Genomic DNA, 16,309 nt, shown 5'->3' on the forward strand with positions numbered 1-16,309 from the left:
CCTTGCGGCTGTAAAGTTGTTGAATTCAATATACCCCCTACCGTATATAAGTTCAAGAAAAATGCACACAAAAAAAACAGCATCGTCAAAATGACGACACTGTCCTACCTCAAACGACTTCTTTTTCAGAGAACTGACTGTTGTACAGATCTGCATAAAACCCGTCTGCTTCGAGCAATTCTTCATGTGTGCCCTGTTCGATGACACTTCCCTGATTCATGACGAGAATCAAATCGGCATCTTTGATCGTCGAGAGACGATGGGCAATGACGAAGCTCGTCCGTCCCTCCATCAAGCGACGCATCGCTTGCTGGATGAAGACTTCTGTCCGTGTATCCACACTAGAGGTCGCTTCATCGAGAATCATGATCGGCGGATCAGCAAGAACGGCCCGAGCGATCGTCAACAGCTGTTTTTGACCTTGCGAGATGTTCGAGGCTTCCTCGTTCAAGACCGTATCATACCCGTCCGGCAACGTCCGGATGAAGTGATCAGCGTGCGCCGTTTTGGCTGCAGCGATGATTTCCTCCTCGGTCGCTCCACTCTTACCGTAAGCAAGATTATCTCGGATCGTACCGTTGAAAAGCCACGTATCTTGTAAGACCATCCCGAACGTCGTCCGTAAGTCTTCGCGTGACATCTCGCGGGTATCGATGCCGTCAATCCGGATCGTCCCCCCGTTCAACTCATAAAAGCGCATCAATAGATTGATCATCGTCGTCTTACCGGCACCCGTCGGTCCAACGATCGCGACCGTTTGTCCCGGTGCGACATCGATGTTCATGTCCTCGATCAAGAGATCGGTTCCGTAACCAAAATCAACGTGTTCGAACGCGACCGCTCCTTCAGCTTGCGTGAGACGATGTGTCGTCACTTCCTTGATTTCTTCTTCTTCGTCCAGTAATTCGAAGACACGTTCCGCTGCTGCGACCGTCGATTGAACGATGTTCGCAATGTTCGCCGTTTGTGTGATTGGTTGCGTGAACTGGCGTGTATAGGTGATGAACGCTTGGATATCCCCGATCGAGATCGCCCGTTGCGTGACGAGAATCCCGCCGACGATACTGATCAGGACGTAACTGATATTTCCGATAAACATCATCATCGGCATGATGATCCCGGAGATGAACTGTGCTTTACGTCCTGCTTCATACAACTCTTCGTTGACGGCATCAAACTGCTCGACCGCTTTGCGTTCATGTCCGAACGCTTTGACGACTGAGTGTCCGGTATACATCTCTTCGACGTGTCCGTTCAATTGGCCAAGCGTCCGTTGTTGGTCAGCAAAGTATTTTTGAGACCGTTTCAAAATCGGACGAATCGCAAAAATCGAGACCGGTAATGAGACAAGTGAAATCAGTGTTAACAGCGGACTGATCGTCAACATCATGATCAAAATCCCGACGATTGTCACGATTGAGGTAATGAACGATGTCACACTTTGTTGTAATGTACTGCCGATCGTATCGATATCGTTCGTCACGCGGCTGAGTGTCTCCCCGTTCGGACGACCATCGTAGTATTTCAACGGCAGGCGTTCGAGTTTATGATTGACGTCTTCGCGTAAATCGTAGACTGTTTTTTGAGCGATACCTGACATCAAATACTGTTGCAAGTAATTAAACAGACTACTGATGATATACAGTCCAGCGAGCCAGAGCAGGATCTGTCCGATTTTCGTGAAATCGATTGCCGCTCCCGGCACACCTTGGAACTTCGCATATGCCCCTTCAAACAATTCCGTGATTGCCGTTCCCATGATTTTCGGACCGGCAATCATGAAGACCGTACTGAGGATGGCTGCAAGGAAAACACCAACGAGTGCTGTCCGACGCGGACGCAGATACCGAAGCAGACGACGGAACGTTGCTTTGAAATCCTTTGGTTTTTCTCCGAGCATCATCATATTTCCGCCACCGGGACCACCAGGCGGAGGACCGCCGGCAGGTCGTTTTTTCTCACTCATGCGATTTCCTCCTCTGATAGTTGTGACTTAACGATTTCCTGATAAACGGCATTGTCAGCAAACAATTCATCATGCGTTCCGATTCCAGCGACTTTCCCTTCATCCAGGACGATGATTTGATCGGCATCGATGACGGTGCTGACACGCTGAGCGACGATCAAGACGGTTGCCTCGCGTGTTTCTTCCCGTAAGGCTTTCCGAAGTGCCGCATCAGTTTTAAAGTCGAGCGCCGAAAAACTGTCATCAAAGACATATAAATCTGGTCGACGAACGAGTGCTCGCGCAATCGACAACCGTTGTTTTTGCCCACCGGAGACGTTCGATCCACCTTGTTCGATCCGTGCTTCGTAACCGTCCGGCATCCGTTCGATGAAATCGGTCGCTTGTGCGATTTGCGCCGCATGCGCGACTTCTTCGTCTGTCGCGTCCTCTTTCCCGAAACGAATGTTTTCAGCGATCGTACCCGTGAACAGTAGCGCCTTTTGAGGAACGAAGCCGATTTTCGACCGCAGTTCCTCTTGCGGTACATCCTGGCTATCGACACCGTTGACCCGGATGCTCCCTTCCGTCACGTCATAAAAACGAGGAATCAAATTGACGAGAGTTGATTTACCGGAACCCGTTCCGCCGATCACAGCCGTCACTTCACCTGGTCGTGCCGCAAAGCTGATGTCGGATAAGACAGGTGTCTCAGCACCTGGGTAACGGAACGTGACACGATCAAAGACGAGCGTTCCTTTTTCACGGTCAGCGGTTTGTGTCCCCTCATCTGTCATCGTTGGTGTCATCTCGAGAACTTCATTGATCCGTTTCGCCGAGACAGCTGCTCGCGGAATCATGACGAACATGACCGACGCCATGACGAGCGCGAACATGATTTGCATGACGTACTGGATGAATGCCATCAAATCCCCGATTTGCATGCCGCCATTATCGATCCGAATGCCCCCGAACCAAATGACACCGACGACCGTCAAGTTCATGACGAGCATCATCACTGGCATCAAGAACGCCATGATTTTATTGACCTTGATCGAGACTTCTGTCAAATCCGCGTTCGCTTTTGTCAATCGTACTTGTTCATCACGTTCCCGGTTAAAGGCACGGATGACACGGATCCCCGTCAAGTTCTCCCGCAGGACGAGGTTCAGACGGTCGAGTCGTTTTTGGACTTTCCCAAACAACGGAACCCCTTTCCACAGGATCAACAGGATTGAAATCACAAGGACCGGCATCGCCGCGACGATGACAAGTGATAGTTTGGCATCTTTTGAGACAGCCATGATCAATCCACCGATGAACATGATCGGCGCACTGACGACCATCCGTAACATCATGATGACGACTTGTTGGACTTGCGTGATGTCGTTCGTCGTCCGTGTGATCAATGACGCCGTTCCGACTTGGTCGAACTCTTGCAGGGAGAACCGTTCAACATGGTTGAAGACTTGGCGACGGATATCCCGTCCGAGTCCCATCGACGCCTTCGATGAATAATAACTGGCGGCAACGGCAGCTAACGCCCCGACACCGGTTATCCCGAGCATGACGGCACCAATTTTCCAGATATACGCGGTATCGCCGGTAACGACGCCTTTATCGATGATGTCCGCCATCAGTGTCGGTAAATACAAATCGGACATCGACTGCGCAAAAACCAAGACGAGCACAGCAAGGACCGCCCATTTATAGACCGTCAACCGTTTGAGTAACTTAATCATCCGAACATCCTCCTTTCAGATCTGGACGTAAAATCTGACCGATTCCCTCAGCAATCACTGCGTGTGTTTCAAGCATCTGTTCGAATACGTCCGGGTCAATCGTCGCAAGCACTTGCTCCAGTTGACGTTGCATCCCATTCTCTTGTTCCTTGATGTCAGTGACGAATTGCTGCCCTTGATCACTAAGCTTTAAGACGACTTCCCGTCGATTGTCGGGATTCGTCTCCCGAATGACCCAGCCCGATTGGACGAGACCTTCAATCGACTGACTGAGGGTACTTTTCGGTAAGTGCGTATGTGCAGCGAGCTCTTTTTGCGAGATCGGTCCACGCGGTGCAATCGTCATCAAGCTATGAAATTGCGGTAAACTGAGTCCGTTTTCCTGTGCCGTCTGATGCGCTGCTCGGACCAGATGGCGCTGGACATTCCAAAACGACTGCATCATCGCAGTCGAACGGGTCGTTTCCGTTTGATCCATCTTGTTTCGCCTCCTTGTTCCATTTCAAATCGTTCCAAAAGGAACAATTACTTATATGAATTAAATTACGCCGATTATTTTTGATTGTCAACGAAAAGGCAATGTGAAAAATCACATAGTTTTTGCTATGCTCAAGGAACACAAGGAGTGAGCATAGATGAGACATGAAATGGGATTATTTGAAGAACCGTTTCGTTCGATTGAACAAGGACGAAAGACCGTCGAGATTCGACTAAATGATTTAAAACGACAACAGGTAAAAGTCGGTGATCAGATTCGGTTCACGCATACGGAAACGAGCGAGACACTACTTGTTCGTGTAACAAAACGACAAGTCTTTCCTGATTTCCGAGCGCTTTATGAACACATTCCAAACGAAGCTATCGACTGTGTCGGTTGGTCGCTCGACGAACTCGTGACGTCGACTTATACGATCTATTCAAAAGAAGCCGAGCAACAGTACGGGGCACTGGCTCTGACGATCGTATTAGAACCATAAAAAAAACGTCTTTTCTACGCTTACAGTAGAAAAGACGTTTTTCAATTCATTCCGGTTCGACGTGAACATGGATATCGTAGACACCATATTCTTCTGTCAGCGTATCCTCGACACGTGTCGCAATATCGTGCGCCTGATGGATATTCAAGGTGGAGTTGACGAGGATGACGACATCGACGACTTCATTGTTGCCGTAATTACGTCCTTTGATTGATTTGATGCCTTTGACACCTTCGAGATCGAAAATGACATCTTCATACATTTTCAGCTTCTTCTCATCGAAGCCATCCGTCAGTTCATGTGACGCTTCCGTAAAGATGTCCCATGCTGTCTTACAGATCAAGAAGCCGACGATGATCGCGGTCACGACATCGAGCCATGGCATACCGAACTGTGAACCGACGATCCCGATTGTCGTCCCGACACTGACCCACGCATCGGATAAATTATCTTTCGCTGCTGCCATGACGGCTTTACTATCAATCTCCTCGGATAATTTCTTATTGTAGCGGTACACGAAGTACATCACGAGGGCTGAACCGATTCCGACGTATGCTGCGAGGATATCCGGTGACTCCTGTTTGCCTTCGAACAACGTCGAGATTGTATCGATCAAGACTTGAAGACCGACTGCCATCATGATGAAGGAAGCTACGAGCGAGGCAATCGTCTCACTTTTCCAGTGTCCGTACTTGTGATCGTCATCTGCCGGACGTTGCGAAATCCGTAAGCCGATCAAGACAGCGATCGACGCGATGATGTCCGTCGCGTTGTTCAAACCGTCCGCCCGGAGTGCGGCAGAATCTGCTGTATACCCAATGATTAATTTTAAAGATGATAACAAGATATAAGCTGCGATACTGATCATCGCACCGCGTTCGCCGCGTTTTAGATTATCGTATTTTTGTTGTTCCATTCTCGTCGCCCCCACTTTCTCTGCGATTAGCAAACCTCATCGTACCAGTCAGAAATCGAGTGGGTCTAGAGAAATCATTTTGTTTCGAACTAGGTAATTAACAAAAGCGCAATAATGTTTCTCTACACCAAAACAGGTTCAATAGAGCCATGTGGCGTTTTTGAAGAAAATCAGCAACATTACCTTAAAGAGCAACCAACTTTTTTGACTTGTCAGACTCTTTAACAAACATAATTCGTGCAAGTTCTGAAGGGAATCGGTAGACTAAAGATACAACACCAAGAGGAGGAGTTCTCACAATGGCAGAATTCATTAAGAGTGAAGAAACATTCAAGGAATTGATTTCAAGTGATGCACCGGTCATCATTAAGTTCGAAGCAGACTGGTGCCCAGACTGCAAACGGATGGATTACTTCATGCCGGACGTCGAGTCACAATTCGACCACTTACCAATCCACACGATCGACAAGGATGAGTTCCCTGAAATCGCATCGAACCATGATGTCATGGGAATCCCAAGCTTGCTCGTCTTCAAAAACAATGAAAAACTGGCGCACTTGCACAGTGCAAATGCTAAAACACCAGAAGAAGTTACAGCCTTCTTAAAGCAAAACTTCAACTAAGCAAAAATAACCTGACGCCGCAGCGTCAGGTTATTTTTTTAACGTTCACACGCGATGCCGTCTTTATCCCGGTCGCTCTTCGTGTTTAAGTTATACGTCGCAAGGCTCACGTACGCCTTGTACTTCGTTGCTTTATAGATCGGTTTTCCGTTCTTGTCATACCCTGTCCGATTTTTTAGACCCGCTTTTTTGGCGACACCGCCTTTGTACGTCTTCTGCATTTCCGTACAGTTCTTAAAGGCTTTTGCTTTCGTTGCCGCTTCACTGGCTGCTGGAACATGGATCAAGGCGAGACTGACGACACCCGCTAGTACAAGCCGACTCCATTTTTTCATAGGGATTCCTCCTTTTTTCAAAAAACGACAATTTGTCTTTTGATTATAAGAGGTCATTTTAAAAAATTGTTTTCTTTTTTCATTTTTACATCAATGATTTTTAAAATCTGACAATCAACGAATATAGGACGAGCTGACGAGGTCATCTTTTAAGATTGACGTCGGGATCTTGAATTCGACGATGCCCATATATCCTGGCGCGATGCTGTACTCATCAAACGACAGGACTAATTTGTGATCTGCCGTAATATAGAAGTTTTGTTTCGCTGAAATCTGCTTGAACTGCTCGTCCTCCAGTACATCCGGTGTTCCTTCGACGAAGTAGACCTTCCCTTCATCGGCTTTCATTTGGCGACGCATCTCTTCTTTTAGATACTCACTGATCGTCGTGATATATCCGTCATCCTTAAACAAGGACGGTAACGTCAGGACAAGTTGTTGTTTCTTATCAATCGTATCGTACTGAACGCTTTCCGATGCACTTGCCCGTGTCTCGGTAACGGTTCGCCCGATCGACAACAAGTCGTCTGTATCCGTCTTAACGTCGTAGCGGCTATCGACGGCAAATACCCCTTCCTGTCCGTTCGTCTCCTGTTTGAACTTTTCGTAGAGTGCTTGTCCTTCCGCAATATACTTTTCGTTCAGTTGTTGCTCGAGTGCTTTGTCCGGTAACGTCACTTGAGGGGATTTGATATCAGCCGACTGTTGTGTCTTCGTCTCTTTCCAGTCGATCGTCACGATCTCAGTCAGTTGACCAAAGACCGGCACCTTCGCCATCGCGTCCGCAAATGATGTACTGCTATTTAATCCGCCGACGAATAACGTGATGGCGGCGGCTGTAATCAGTACGGATCGTTTCGTCCGCGAAGGACGCGTCCGATGCTCGACTCGGGCAATCATTTCATCGAGTTCTTTTGGAACCGGTGGTTGTTGGTATGCCTGTTTCAGATCATCAAGTTTGTTCGACATCTAACTCATCTCCATTCAATTTCATTTTCAGTAAGGTCAACCCTTTATACAGCCGGGACTTGGTCGTACTTAAATTCAGCTCTAAAATCGTCGCGACGTCTTTTAAAATCAAGTCCTCGAAATAGTGTAAGATGACGACTTCCCGGTACATGACCGGTAGCTCCTCGAGCGCCTGTCGTAAATCGGAATCCGGGTATGTATCTTCTTTCGTCGCGACGAGTTCGATCAGTCGATCCGTGTCGTAACTGATACTATGCTGACGCTTCCGGATCGCATCAATCGCTGTTCGTGTCAAAATTTGATAGAACCAGGCTTTCATCCGTTCCTCATCCTCGAGTCGATCGAGCGACTGTAACGCTTTTTGGATGCTGTCCTGAATGACATCCAGGCTATCCTGTTCATTTTTCATATAACTGTAGGCTAACCAGTAGAGATTCGGTTTGTATTGCTTTAAAAAACGGACGAATGCTTTTTCCCGTTTTCTCATTTGACGAGAGGTCATAGGCCGCGGCTCCTTTTTTCGATATCGTTCTGTGTATACATCATTAAGACGGGCGAGTCGAGAAAAAAGTTGACGACACAACAAAAAAAGGTGACACCAGGTCACCTTTTCATGGAGCAGACTTCATTAAGATAAGAATGATCAACAGAAACGGAACGATGAAAAGTAATGGAATGCCGACGATCGTGACGCATCCCACATCGATTTTCCGTTGTTTTCGGCGTTCACGTTTCCCCGTCCGTTCTTCGCGCTCATTCACGGGACTCAACATACCATTCACCTTTTCTACTTAATAATGCAAATGCCGCGATGTATCATTCCAGACCTTTACGTAGAGCGTAATCAAGGCGATACCGTACAAGACACTCATGTATAACGAAAACTCACCAAACAATACATCGGTCCAGGCATTTAATCCAAACAATGGGATAACGAAGAGAAAATAGAACACGAACTGAACACTCGCCAATGCATCAAACCAAATCGTTTCAGAAAATGCGCCTTCGAGTAACGAAACACCATAAATGAATAACGCTGCAGCGAGACCAATCCGGATATACCAGACCACGAGGCGAAGCGCCTTTTCTTCCTTCATATAGAATAGCGACCCGACTAGAATAACGAGCCAGACGACGGAGGCGATGCTTTGCCAGCCGTTAATCGTGCCGTCCGGATGGAGCATGGCGGACCATCCATTGATGCCGATCATGCCAAGTAAACCTACGATGAAGATGAGCCGATACGGTATGTACCTTTGACGCATGACGTTTCCTCCTCTGAAAACGAATAGATGTCACTTCTACGTTGTATATTCCATATGATGGGTTTTATTCCTTTTTCATCACGAAAAATAGTTCGGCTTTTTTGTTTAAGCTGATGACACTACAACAAGGGCTAACTCATCAGTCAGTCTATACAAAAGATAAGGGTGGCAGAATGATGATCTGCCACCCTTATCTCGTAAAAAAGAATGACGCGTTGCACGCCACTCCTACAGGAAGAAGCGCATTTTTGCGCTGTCAGAGACAAACAAGACCCGCTTTCCTGCTTGGATGAAGCAGGAAAACTGGCTTGTGTCTCGCCTGTGGAAAGAGCGTGCAAAGATGAGTCATTCTTTTTTTGAGTCAAACCCTTGTTTCGGTCATTCCTTCACTTTAAGATTCACATCATCAATCGTCACGTCATGCGCGGCGAATGGCGAACCTTCCGCGCGTCCCATCAAGAACTTCAACGCACCCGTATCGGCTTGTCCCATCGTAAAGGTATAGCTATACGTTTTCGGTGTTGCCGTGATCGGCTCGACTTGACTGAAGTAACGCGTATAGGAAGCATTTTCGATCGTCACTTCGATTGGACGTGGTACGGTCGACGATGCCGTAAAGCTCAACTCATATGTTTTACCTTTTGCGAGTGCCAAGTTCCCTTGCTCGAGCAAGACACTCCATGGTTCTTGTCCTTCCGCAGTGACTTGGACTTTTGCTGCTTCATTGATCGCTGCGATAGCGGCTTGTGCATCATAGTGGATGTACGACGACCACGACGTCAATCCGTTCGCAAACGAACCGTTCTTCAGTGGTGACGGATCAACCGGCACCGGTGTCACATCGATCAACTCCACATCATCGAGCGAGATTTTCCCGACTTGTCCACTGAAGTCAAACACAAGCTGATTGTCGTCTGCCGTTTGTGTAGCCGTGAACGGAATGTCGACAGTCGTTGCTTGTTTCGTCAACGGTACAGTCGTCTGTTTTAATTGCTCTTGTGCCCCCGTGATTTTCACCTGAAGTGACTTCGCTTTTTTCGCACCTGCTGTGAATCGCAGTTGATACGCATGCCCGGCTTCTAGTTGAAGTCCCTTTTGCGTTAAGCGTGCCGTCGTTTTTTGTCCATGTCCTTCATAACGGAAATCACGTGACTCGGGATCAACAGACCCTGTCGTCCGCTTGCTACCGTTGAAGTGCCAATACGTCAAACGATCCATCGCCCCTTGATCGAACGTTCCGTTGTAGACGAGGTTCCCGTCCGGTAGTGCCGGTTTCGTTGCATCTTCATCGATGACGCCGCGTGGAATCTGTTCGACACGGACGTTCCCGATCTGGACACCCGCTTTTTCGAGTCCGAGGTTGAACTCAAGACGCGCTGCGAGATCCGTCTCTGCCGCCATATCGAACGTGAACATATGTCGTTTGACGCTCGGTGTCAGAGCAATCGACTGTTCATTCGAATATTTCGTGTAGCCACGCTCTGCCCCACCGCCGACTTTGACCATCATCTTCCGGTCTGCTGTGCTGCTCGCGTCAAAGCTGACTTGGTAACGTCCACCTTGCGCAAGGGATACGTTTTGAATCAGTTGGTGAGAATACGTCTGTGAACCAGACTGATCAATCGTGACGTCTGCCATCCGTTGCCCTTCTTTTTCAATGATCGCAAGGCTTCCTTTGCCACCGAAGTCTGGGAGCGTGACATAGTTCCAGTACAGCGGATCAAACGACTGATTTCCAGTGATCATCGTGACCGGTTGTTCATATGTCGTGTCGTAGACGAGATTCCCTTCGATTGGTTGCTTGGCTCCGTCCGGTAACGTCACGTTTTCGTAGGTCGGTTCGACTGGTTCGCGGTACGCTCGATTTTTTAAATCGTAGACCCGGACGTAGTCGACTTCCATCTCGGCTGGGAACTTCGTCGTCGCATCGACCTCTCCATCGAACCAACCACCAACCGCGAGATTCATGACGAGATAGAAGTTTTGGTCGAACGGTGCCGGATAACTATAGTTCGTTGCCGCGTTCAAGCCTTTGCTGTACCAATCGTTTTGTGTTTGATAGAGGTTGCCGTCAACGTACCAACGGAGCTCACCCGGCTCCCACTCGACCGCGTACGTATGCCATTGGTCGATCCGCTGTCCGTCTGGGAAGTGATAGTCTTTCCCCGTATATTTATTATTTGGCCAGTTTTCTCCGTAGTGAATCGTTCCAGCGACCTTGTCCGGCTGACTGCCCCAAGCTTCCATGACGTCAATCTCACCGGACGCTGCCCATGCACCGTACTTATCTTGCTCCGGTAACATCCAGAACGCAGGCCAAAGCCCTTTTCCGGTCGGCAGCTTCGCTTTGATCTCATAACGCCCGTACGTCTTACTGAATAATCCTTTCGTCTTCAGCTTCGCCGACGTGTAATCGTATGTACCGAGATCATCCGTCGTCTTTTCCTGCTTTGCCTTGATGACGAGTTTCCCGTTGCGAATAAACGAGTTGTCCTGCTTCGTCGTATAGTATTGTTTTTCATTGTTGCCCCAACCCGGTGAGACCGGTTGTCCGTTCGCATCCTTGATCCAGTTCCCCGTATCGTACGTCCATTTCGTCCGGTCGAGTTGTTTTGCCTGAAACTCATCCGACCAGACGAGCTTCCACTTCGTCTCTTTTTTATCTGCCTTCGCGTCGACCGCTTGACCGCTCAGAAATAAACCGGTCCCGACCGCCAGTGCTACCCATGTCTTCATGTCTGTTTCCTCCTCTTAGTCAAAAAGAGGCAAGGACGAATGTTCGACCTTGCCTCCTTTGTCACGCTTCTTGCGGAATCGTTGCCTTATGTTGCTCGATGACGCCCGCATACCAGTGAGCGCTGTCTTTCCAAATCCGTTCCTGTGTCTCGAAATCGACGTAGAGAATCCCGAAGCGCTTATCGTAGCCGAAGCTCCACTCGAAGTTGTCGAGCAGTGACCAAAGATAATAGCCTTGGATGTTCATCCCTTCTTCGTTTAAATCAGACACGGCTTGCAAGTGTTGTGCGACGTAATCAATCCGGTTCTGGTCGGCGACGCGACCATCGACTAATTCATCGTCGAATGCCGCACCGTTTTCCGTGATGTAGATCGGTAAATCCGTATACTCGGCACGCAAACGACGAATCAAGTCCTTGAATTCGCTCGGGGCGATATCCCAACCCATGCCTGTCTTGTCATAATCCGAGTACGCATCCTTCTGCAGGAAGTCGTTCGCAGCACTGAACTCGACGAGGTTGCGGCTATAGAAGTTAATCCCGAAGAAATCACACGGGACGGAGATCGTCTCCATGTCGCCTTCCTCGATGAACGCGTACGAATGGACGTATTTCGAGAACAGGTTCATCATATCGACTGGATACTGACCTTTGAAGACTGGATCGAGGAACCACCGATTCGCGTATCCGTCTGCATTGTTCATGGCCAGCTGATCGTTGACGGAATTCGTCTTCGCATACTTCGGTGCCAAGTTCAACGTGATACCGATCGGTGTGACCGATTTGAATTCACCCTTCAACAGTTCGACTGCTTTTCCGTGCGATAACAACAAGTGGTGCACGGCACGAACGGCTTCATTCATGTCCGTATGACCTGGTGCATGTTGTCCGAGATGGTAGCTGAGGAACCCGGCACACCATGGTTCATTGTGTGTGATCCACGAGTCGACGATCCCGTCGAGCTCCGTGAAACACGCGCGGGCGAAGTCGAGGAACCAGTCGACCGATGCTCGGTTGACCCAGCCGCCTTCTTCATGTGCCCAAAGTGGTAAGTCCCAGTGGTACAGCGTCACGGCTGGCTTGATGCCTTCTGCCCGCAGACGTGTCGCGAGTTTCTTATAGAACGCCATGCCTTCCGGATTGTAGACCCCTTTTTGTGGGAAGATCCGTGGCCAGGCAATCGAGAAGCGGTACGTGTCGACGCCAAGACGTTTAATGTGCTGAATGTCTTCTTCATAACGGTGGTAATGGTCACAAGCGACATCACCGTTATGTTTTTCGAAGACTTTTCCGTCCTCATCACAGAAGGCATCCCAGATCGAAGGCGTACGTCCGCCTTCGTTGTGGGCTCCTTCGATCTGATACGACGACGTCGCCGTTCCGAATACGAAGTTCGGTGCAAATTTCATATGTGTAATCTCCTTTAAGCTACTTATTCTTTAACGGCACCTGCCGAGATACTGCTGACGATATATTTCGAAAGGAACAAGAAGGCAATCATGATTGGTACGACGGAAATCGCGATCCCGAGATAAAGTGAGCCTAAGTTCTCTGCGACTTGTGACCCTTTCAAGAAGCCCATCAAGACCGGTAACGTATACTTCTCTGGGGAGAAGAGTAAGACGAGCGGCATGATGTAGTTGTTCCATGAACCGATAAATGTAAAGATCGACATCGTCGCGATCGCCGGCATCATCATCGGCAAAGCGATCGTATGGAAGATCCGGAACTCACTCGCTCCGTCCATCCGTGCTGCCTCGATCAGACTCGGGTGCAAGACCGTCTGAACATACTGTCGGACGAAGAAGACCGTGAACGGACTCGCGATCGCCGGAACAATCAACGGGATGTAGCTATCAAGCAAGCCGAGATTCTTACTTAGTTCATAGAACCCGATCAAACCGAGTTGACCCGGAACCATCATCATGACGAGCATGAAGACGAACATCGCATTCTTCCCTTTGAACTGATAGAATGCGAATCCGAATGCTGTCAACGCCGAGAAATACCCTGATAAGACGGTGACGAGGACGGCGATGATCAAGCTGTTCTTGAAACCGGACCAGATGTTGACGTAAGAACTGAGTGCGGCGTAGTTCTCAGCGAGCGAGTTCCCGGGAATCAACGAGAATCCGGACAAGACTTCTTCGTTCGAGCGCGTCGCGTTGATGATCATCATCAAAAACGGGATGATACAGGCGATCGTTAAGACGACGAGACCAATATAGATGACGCTTTTACCGAACCAGGCTTTCTTTTGTTTCGGTGGTGGCGTCAACTTGAGCGGGCGTTCGGAACGCTCCGGTTGTTCCTCCGTTTGTGGCACGATCCGACGTGCTTCTGCATTTCGTTCCATCGGTCAGGCTCCTTTCGGTGAACGTTCTTTTCGGAACATCCCTTTGAAGACGATGATTGAAAAGACGAGCGTGATGGCAAACAGTCCGTATGCGACAGCAGCGGCGTAGCCATAGTTGTTATATTTGAAAGCTTGATTATAGAGATAGAGCACCATCGTGTTCAAGGCACCATCTGGCGCACCGACACCATCCGTAATCAACATCGGCAGGTCGAACAATTGCAGACCACCGATCAAGGACGTGATCATGATGTAGAGCAAAATCGGTTTTAAGAGTGGCAACGTGATGCGTGAGAAGATCTGCCAACGTGTTGCCCCATCAATCAAGGCTGCTTCGAAGTAGTCCTTCGAGATCCCGGATACGCCCGCCATGACGACGATGAACGAGTGACCGAGCCACATCCATGTCAGGATGAGCGAGACGGAAATTTGTGCTGTCACCGGTTGCGTCAACCAGTTGATTGGCTCCGAGATGATTCCGATTTTCATCAACATCATGTTCAGTGAACCATGCTGCCAGTCGAGCAAGATGCCGAACAATAAAGCGACCGAGCTGATCGTGATCAAGTTCGGTAAGTAGAACGTCGCCCGGAAGAAGGCAAGTCCTTTTAATTTCAACTGGAGATCCGAGAACAACAAGGCGAGTAGTAAAGCGCCGCCGATCTGAAGGATGAAGTTCAGACCCCAAATCTTCAGAGTGTTAAAGAACGCTTCGATGAAGTACGTATCCCCGAGTAACCGCGTATAGTTCGCGAGTCCGACGAGTTGTTCGCCTTCAGCGCCCGTGTAGTTCGTGAAGCTGTAATAGAAAGTCAAGGCAACCGGATAGATGCTGAAGATCAAGAAGACGATCCAAAACGGTGCGATGAACAGATACCCATGGCGATCGAGTTTTTTCACAGGTCAAACCCCTTTCTTAAACAAGAAGAGGTGAGGCGAGGATCGCCCCACCTACTCTCCTTATTCCGGTACTTTGACGTCCGGATACGCGTTTTTGACTTTTTTGTAGAACTCAGCAAGTGCTTCGTCTTTTGATTTTTTACCTTGGACGTACTCCATGACCGATGCACCATACAATGTATCGAGCTGCTGGTCATACTTCGTGACGATCCCTGGTGTGATCTTGTCTGCTTGATCAAGGAAGAACTCATAGTTGTTCTGTCCGCCGAGGAACTCATCTTTGAAGTCGGTCTTGATTTTTTCAGTAACTGGTTTGTACGCTAACACGTCACCTGTTTCTTTTGCCCAATCTGTTAAGAACGCTTCGTCTTGCGTCATCATTTTGACGAAATCATACGCAAGCTTTTGTTTCTTCGAATCTTTGTAGACACCTAACCACGTACCACCCCAGAAGTATGGGCTCGGTCCGCTTGTGACCGCCCAGTCACCCGCTGATTTTTTCGCGTTTTCTTTGAGGACACTGTGAAGACCCCATGTCGGGAGAACGTAAGAGAAGACTTCTGTTTCAGTCTCTTTACCGTTTTCTTTGACTTTGACCGGTTTATCCATGCCTGCGAACCATGATGGTGACCATTCTGGCGCAAGGGCTGTATATTGTTTCGTCCGAAGTTCTTTTGCGTAATCCATGTAATCTTTCTTGTCTTGTGTCAAGACGAGCTCTTGCTTATCGTTGACCCAAGGTTGTGGGTCGTTCCCTTGTGCGAACCAACGGATTGATCCTTCATCCGGGAACATCTTGTAGCCTTTACTCTTCATTTTTTCAGCGACTTCGAAGACGCCGTCCATCGAGTCCATCATGCCGCCGATTTCTTTTGGATCGTCTGTACCGAGAACTTTTTTCGCGATGCTTCGTTTGTAGTAGACGCCACCTGGTGTCGTTTGCCATGACAGCGCACGCACGTTGCCGTCCTTATCTTTCCCCATGTCATAGACGTACGGGATGTAGTCATCTTTGACTTCGCCTGCGTTGAATGGTTTTTCAGAGAGGTTCGCCCAGTACCCAGCATCGACCCACTGCTTGAGGAACGCAATCTCACCTGTGAAGATATCCGGTGCGCCGACGCCACTTTCAAGAGCTGGTTTCAATTTCGTCGGGTAGTCGGCGATCGGTACGATCGTCAATTCGACTTTGACTCCGTTTTTCTCTTCGAACTTTTTGATAGGTTCTTTTAACTCATCCGTGAACGACCAGATTTTCAAGACGTCTTTCCCGCCGCTCGTCTTTTCTTCGCTGCTTCCTGTACATCCAGCAAGGACGCTTGCTGTTAACGCACCGACTGTTAACACGCTAACTAATTGCTTCTTCATCTCATCTCATCCTTTTGTTAAGTATTCCGCTTATAGGTAAGCGGTTTCAATTTGTTATTCAAAAATATCGAAAGCGCTTTCGAAAAGGCTTTAAAGAAAATTCCCGAAAGCCCTTTCGGAAAAAGTGATAAAAAATGATTTCGAAATCGCTCTCGCTTTTCCTCACTGACAACGAGCG

At 48.6% G+C, this 16,309-nt stretch carries 16 protein-coding genes; 2 read left to right on the forward strand and 14 right to left on the reverse strand.

Annotation, left to right across the window (positions count from 1 at the left end):
- Nucleotides 1–109: 109 nt before the first annotated feature.
- Genes KNQ06_RS12015 through KNQ06_RS12025 form a run of 3 tightly spaced genes read right to left on the reverse strand, consistent with a single transcriptional unit; the run spans nt 110 to nt 4,165 of the window.
- A complete protein-coding gene (locus tag KNQ06_RS12015; protein ID WP_053452507.1) occupies nt 110–1,966 on the reverse strand; it encodes an ABC transporter ATP-binding protein in 1,857 nt (618 codons plus the stop codon).
- Nucleotides 1,963–3,687, reverse strand: coding sequence for an ABC transporter ATP-binding protein (locus tag KNQ06_RS12020; RefSeq protein WP_214806030.1), 1,725 nt, complete (start codon nt 3,685–3,687; stop codon nt 1,963–1,965). Before KNQ06_RS12020 ends, KNQ06_RS12015 begins: the two co-directional genes overlap by 4 nt.
- Entirely contained in the window at nt 3,680–4,165 is a 486-nt protein-coding gene (locus KNQ06_RS12025; RefSeq protein WP_215148391.1) for a MarR family winged helix-turn-helix transcriptional regulator, read from the reverse strand. The genes KNQ06_RS12020 and KNQ06_RS12025 overlap by 8 nt, the downstream gene beginning before the upstream one ends.
- A 157-nt stretch (nt 4,166–4,322) precedes the next feature.
- On the opposite strand from KNQ06_RS12025, the gene KNQ06_RS12030 reads away from it, so the two are divergent.
- Nucleotides 4,323–4,664: an ASCH domain-containing protein gene (locus tag KNQ06_RS12030; RefSeq protein WP_215148393.1), complete on the forward strand. Its 342-nt coding sequence runs from the start codon at nt 4,323–4,325 to the stop codon at nt 4,662–4,664.
- Between the two features lie 46 nt (nt 4,665–4,710).
- On the opposite strand, the gene KNQ06_RS12035 is transcribed toward KNQ06_RS12030, so the two are convergent.
- On the reverse strand, nt 4,711–5,580 hold the full coding sequence (locus tag KNQ06_RS12035; RefSeq protein ID WP_058703546.1) for a cation diffusion facilitator family transporter: 870 nt from the start codon (nt 5,578–5,580) through the stop codon (nt 4,711–4,713).
- A gap of 299 nt (nt 5,581–5,879) precedes the next feature.
- On the opposite strand from KNQ06_RS12035, the gene KNQ06_RS12040 reads away from it, so the two are divergent.
- Entirely contained in the window at nt 5,880–6,203 is a 324-nt protein-coding gene (locus KNQ06_RS12040; RefSeq protein ID WP_023466923.1) for a thioredoxin family protein, read from the forward strand.
- Between the two features lie 38 nt (nt 6,204–6,241).
- On the opposite strand, the gene KNQ06_RS12045 is transcribed toward KNQ06_RS12040, so the two are convergent.
- The 10 genes from KNQ06_RS12045 to KNQ06_RS12090 all read right to left on the reverse strand — a co-directional run bounded on the left by KNQ06_RS12045 (nt 6,242) and on the right by KNQ06_RS12090 (nt 16,131).
- Complete coding sequence (locus KNQ06_RS12045) at nt 6,242–6,538, reverse strand: excalibur calcium-binding domain-containing protein (RefSeq protein ID WP_029343294.1); 297 nt, start codon at nt 6,536–6,538, stop codon at nt 6,242–6,244.
- Between the two features lie 114 nt (nt 6,539–6,652).
- Nucleotides 6,653–7,507, reverse strand: a complete 855-nt coding sequence (gene rsiV / locus KNQ06_RS12050; RefSeq protein ID WP_215085044.1) for an anti-sigma-V factor RsiV — start codon at nt 7,505–7,507, stop codon at nt 6,653–6,655.
- Entirely contained in the window at nt 7,491–8,009 is a 519-nt protein-coding gene (locus tag KNQ06_RS12055) for an RNA polymerase sigma factor SigV (protein ID WP_082874247.1), read from the reverse strand. The genes rsiV and KNQ06_RS12055 overlap by 17 nt, the downstream gene beginning before the upstream one ends.
- Nucleotides 8,010–8,118: 109 nt before the next feature.
- A complete protein-coding gene (locus tag KNQ06_RS12060) occupies nt 8,119–8,280 on the reverse strand; it encodes a hypothetical protein (protein ID WP_193748996.1) in 162 nt (53 codons plus the stop codon).
- 18 nt (nt 8,281–8,298) lie between these two features.
- Nucleotides 8,299–8,772 carry a hypothetical protein gene (locus tag KNQ06_RS12065; RefSeq protein WP_215148395.1) on the reverse strand — a complete coding sequence of 158 codons (474 nt, stop codon included), beginning with the start codon at nt 8,770–8,772 and terminating at the stop codon, nt 8,299–8,301.
- Between the two features lie 378 nt (nt 8,773–9,150).
- Nucleotides 9,151–11,508, reverse strand: a complete 2,358-nt coding sequence (locus tag KNQ06_RS12070) for a carbohydrate binding domain-containing protein (protein WP_215148397.1) — start codon at nt 11,506–11,508, stop codon at nt 9,151–9,153.
- Between the two features lie 61 nt (nt 11,509–11,569).
- Nucleotides 11,570–12,916 carry a GH1 family beta-glucosidase gene (locus KNQ06_RS12075; protein ID WP_215148399.1) on the reverse strand — a complete coding sequence of 449 codons (1,347 nt, stop codon included), beginning with the start codon at nt 12,914–12,916 and terminating at the stop codon, nt 11,570–11,572.
- A gap of 23 nt (nt 12,917–12,939) precedes the next feature.
- Complete coding sequence (locus KNQ06_RS12080; RefSeq protein WP_081637442.1) at nt 12,940–13,863, reverse strand: carbohydrate ABC transporter permease; 924 nt, start codon at nt 13,861–13,863, stop codon at nt 12,940–12,942.
- A gap of 3 nt (nt 13,864–13,866) precedes the next feature.
- Nucleotides 13,867–14,763 (reverse strand): carbohydrate ABC transporter permease, encoded by an 897-nt coding sequence (locus KNQ06_RS12085; protein ID WP_023466912.1) that lies wholly within the window; start codon nt 14,761–14,763, stop codon nt 13,867–13,869.
- 60 nt (nt 14,764–14,823) lie between these two features.
- Nucleotides 14,824–16,131 carry an ABC transporter substrate-binding protein gene (locus KNQ06_RS12090; protein ID WP_215148401.1) on the reverse strand — a complete coding sequence of 436 codons (1,308 nt, stop codon included), beginning with the start codon at nt 16,129–16,131 and terminating at the stop codon, nt 14,824–14,826.
- Nucleotides 16,132–16,309 lie beyond the last annotated feature (178 nt).

It is taken from the genome of Exiguobacterium sp. s91, from assembly GCF_018618915.1.
In the GTDB taxonomy this organism is placed as follows: domain Bacteria; phylum Bacillota; class Bacilli; order Exiguobacteriales; family Exiguobacteriaceae; genus Exiguobacterium_A; species Exiguobacterium_A abrahamii.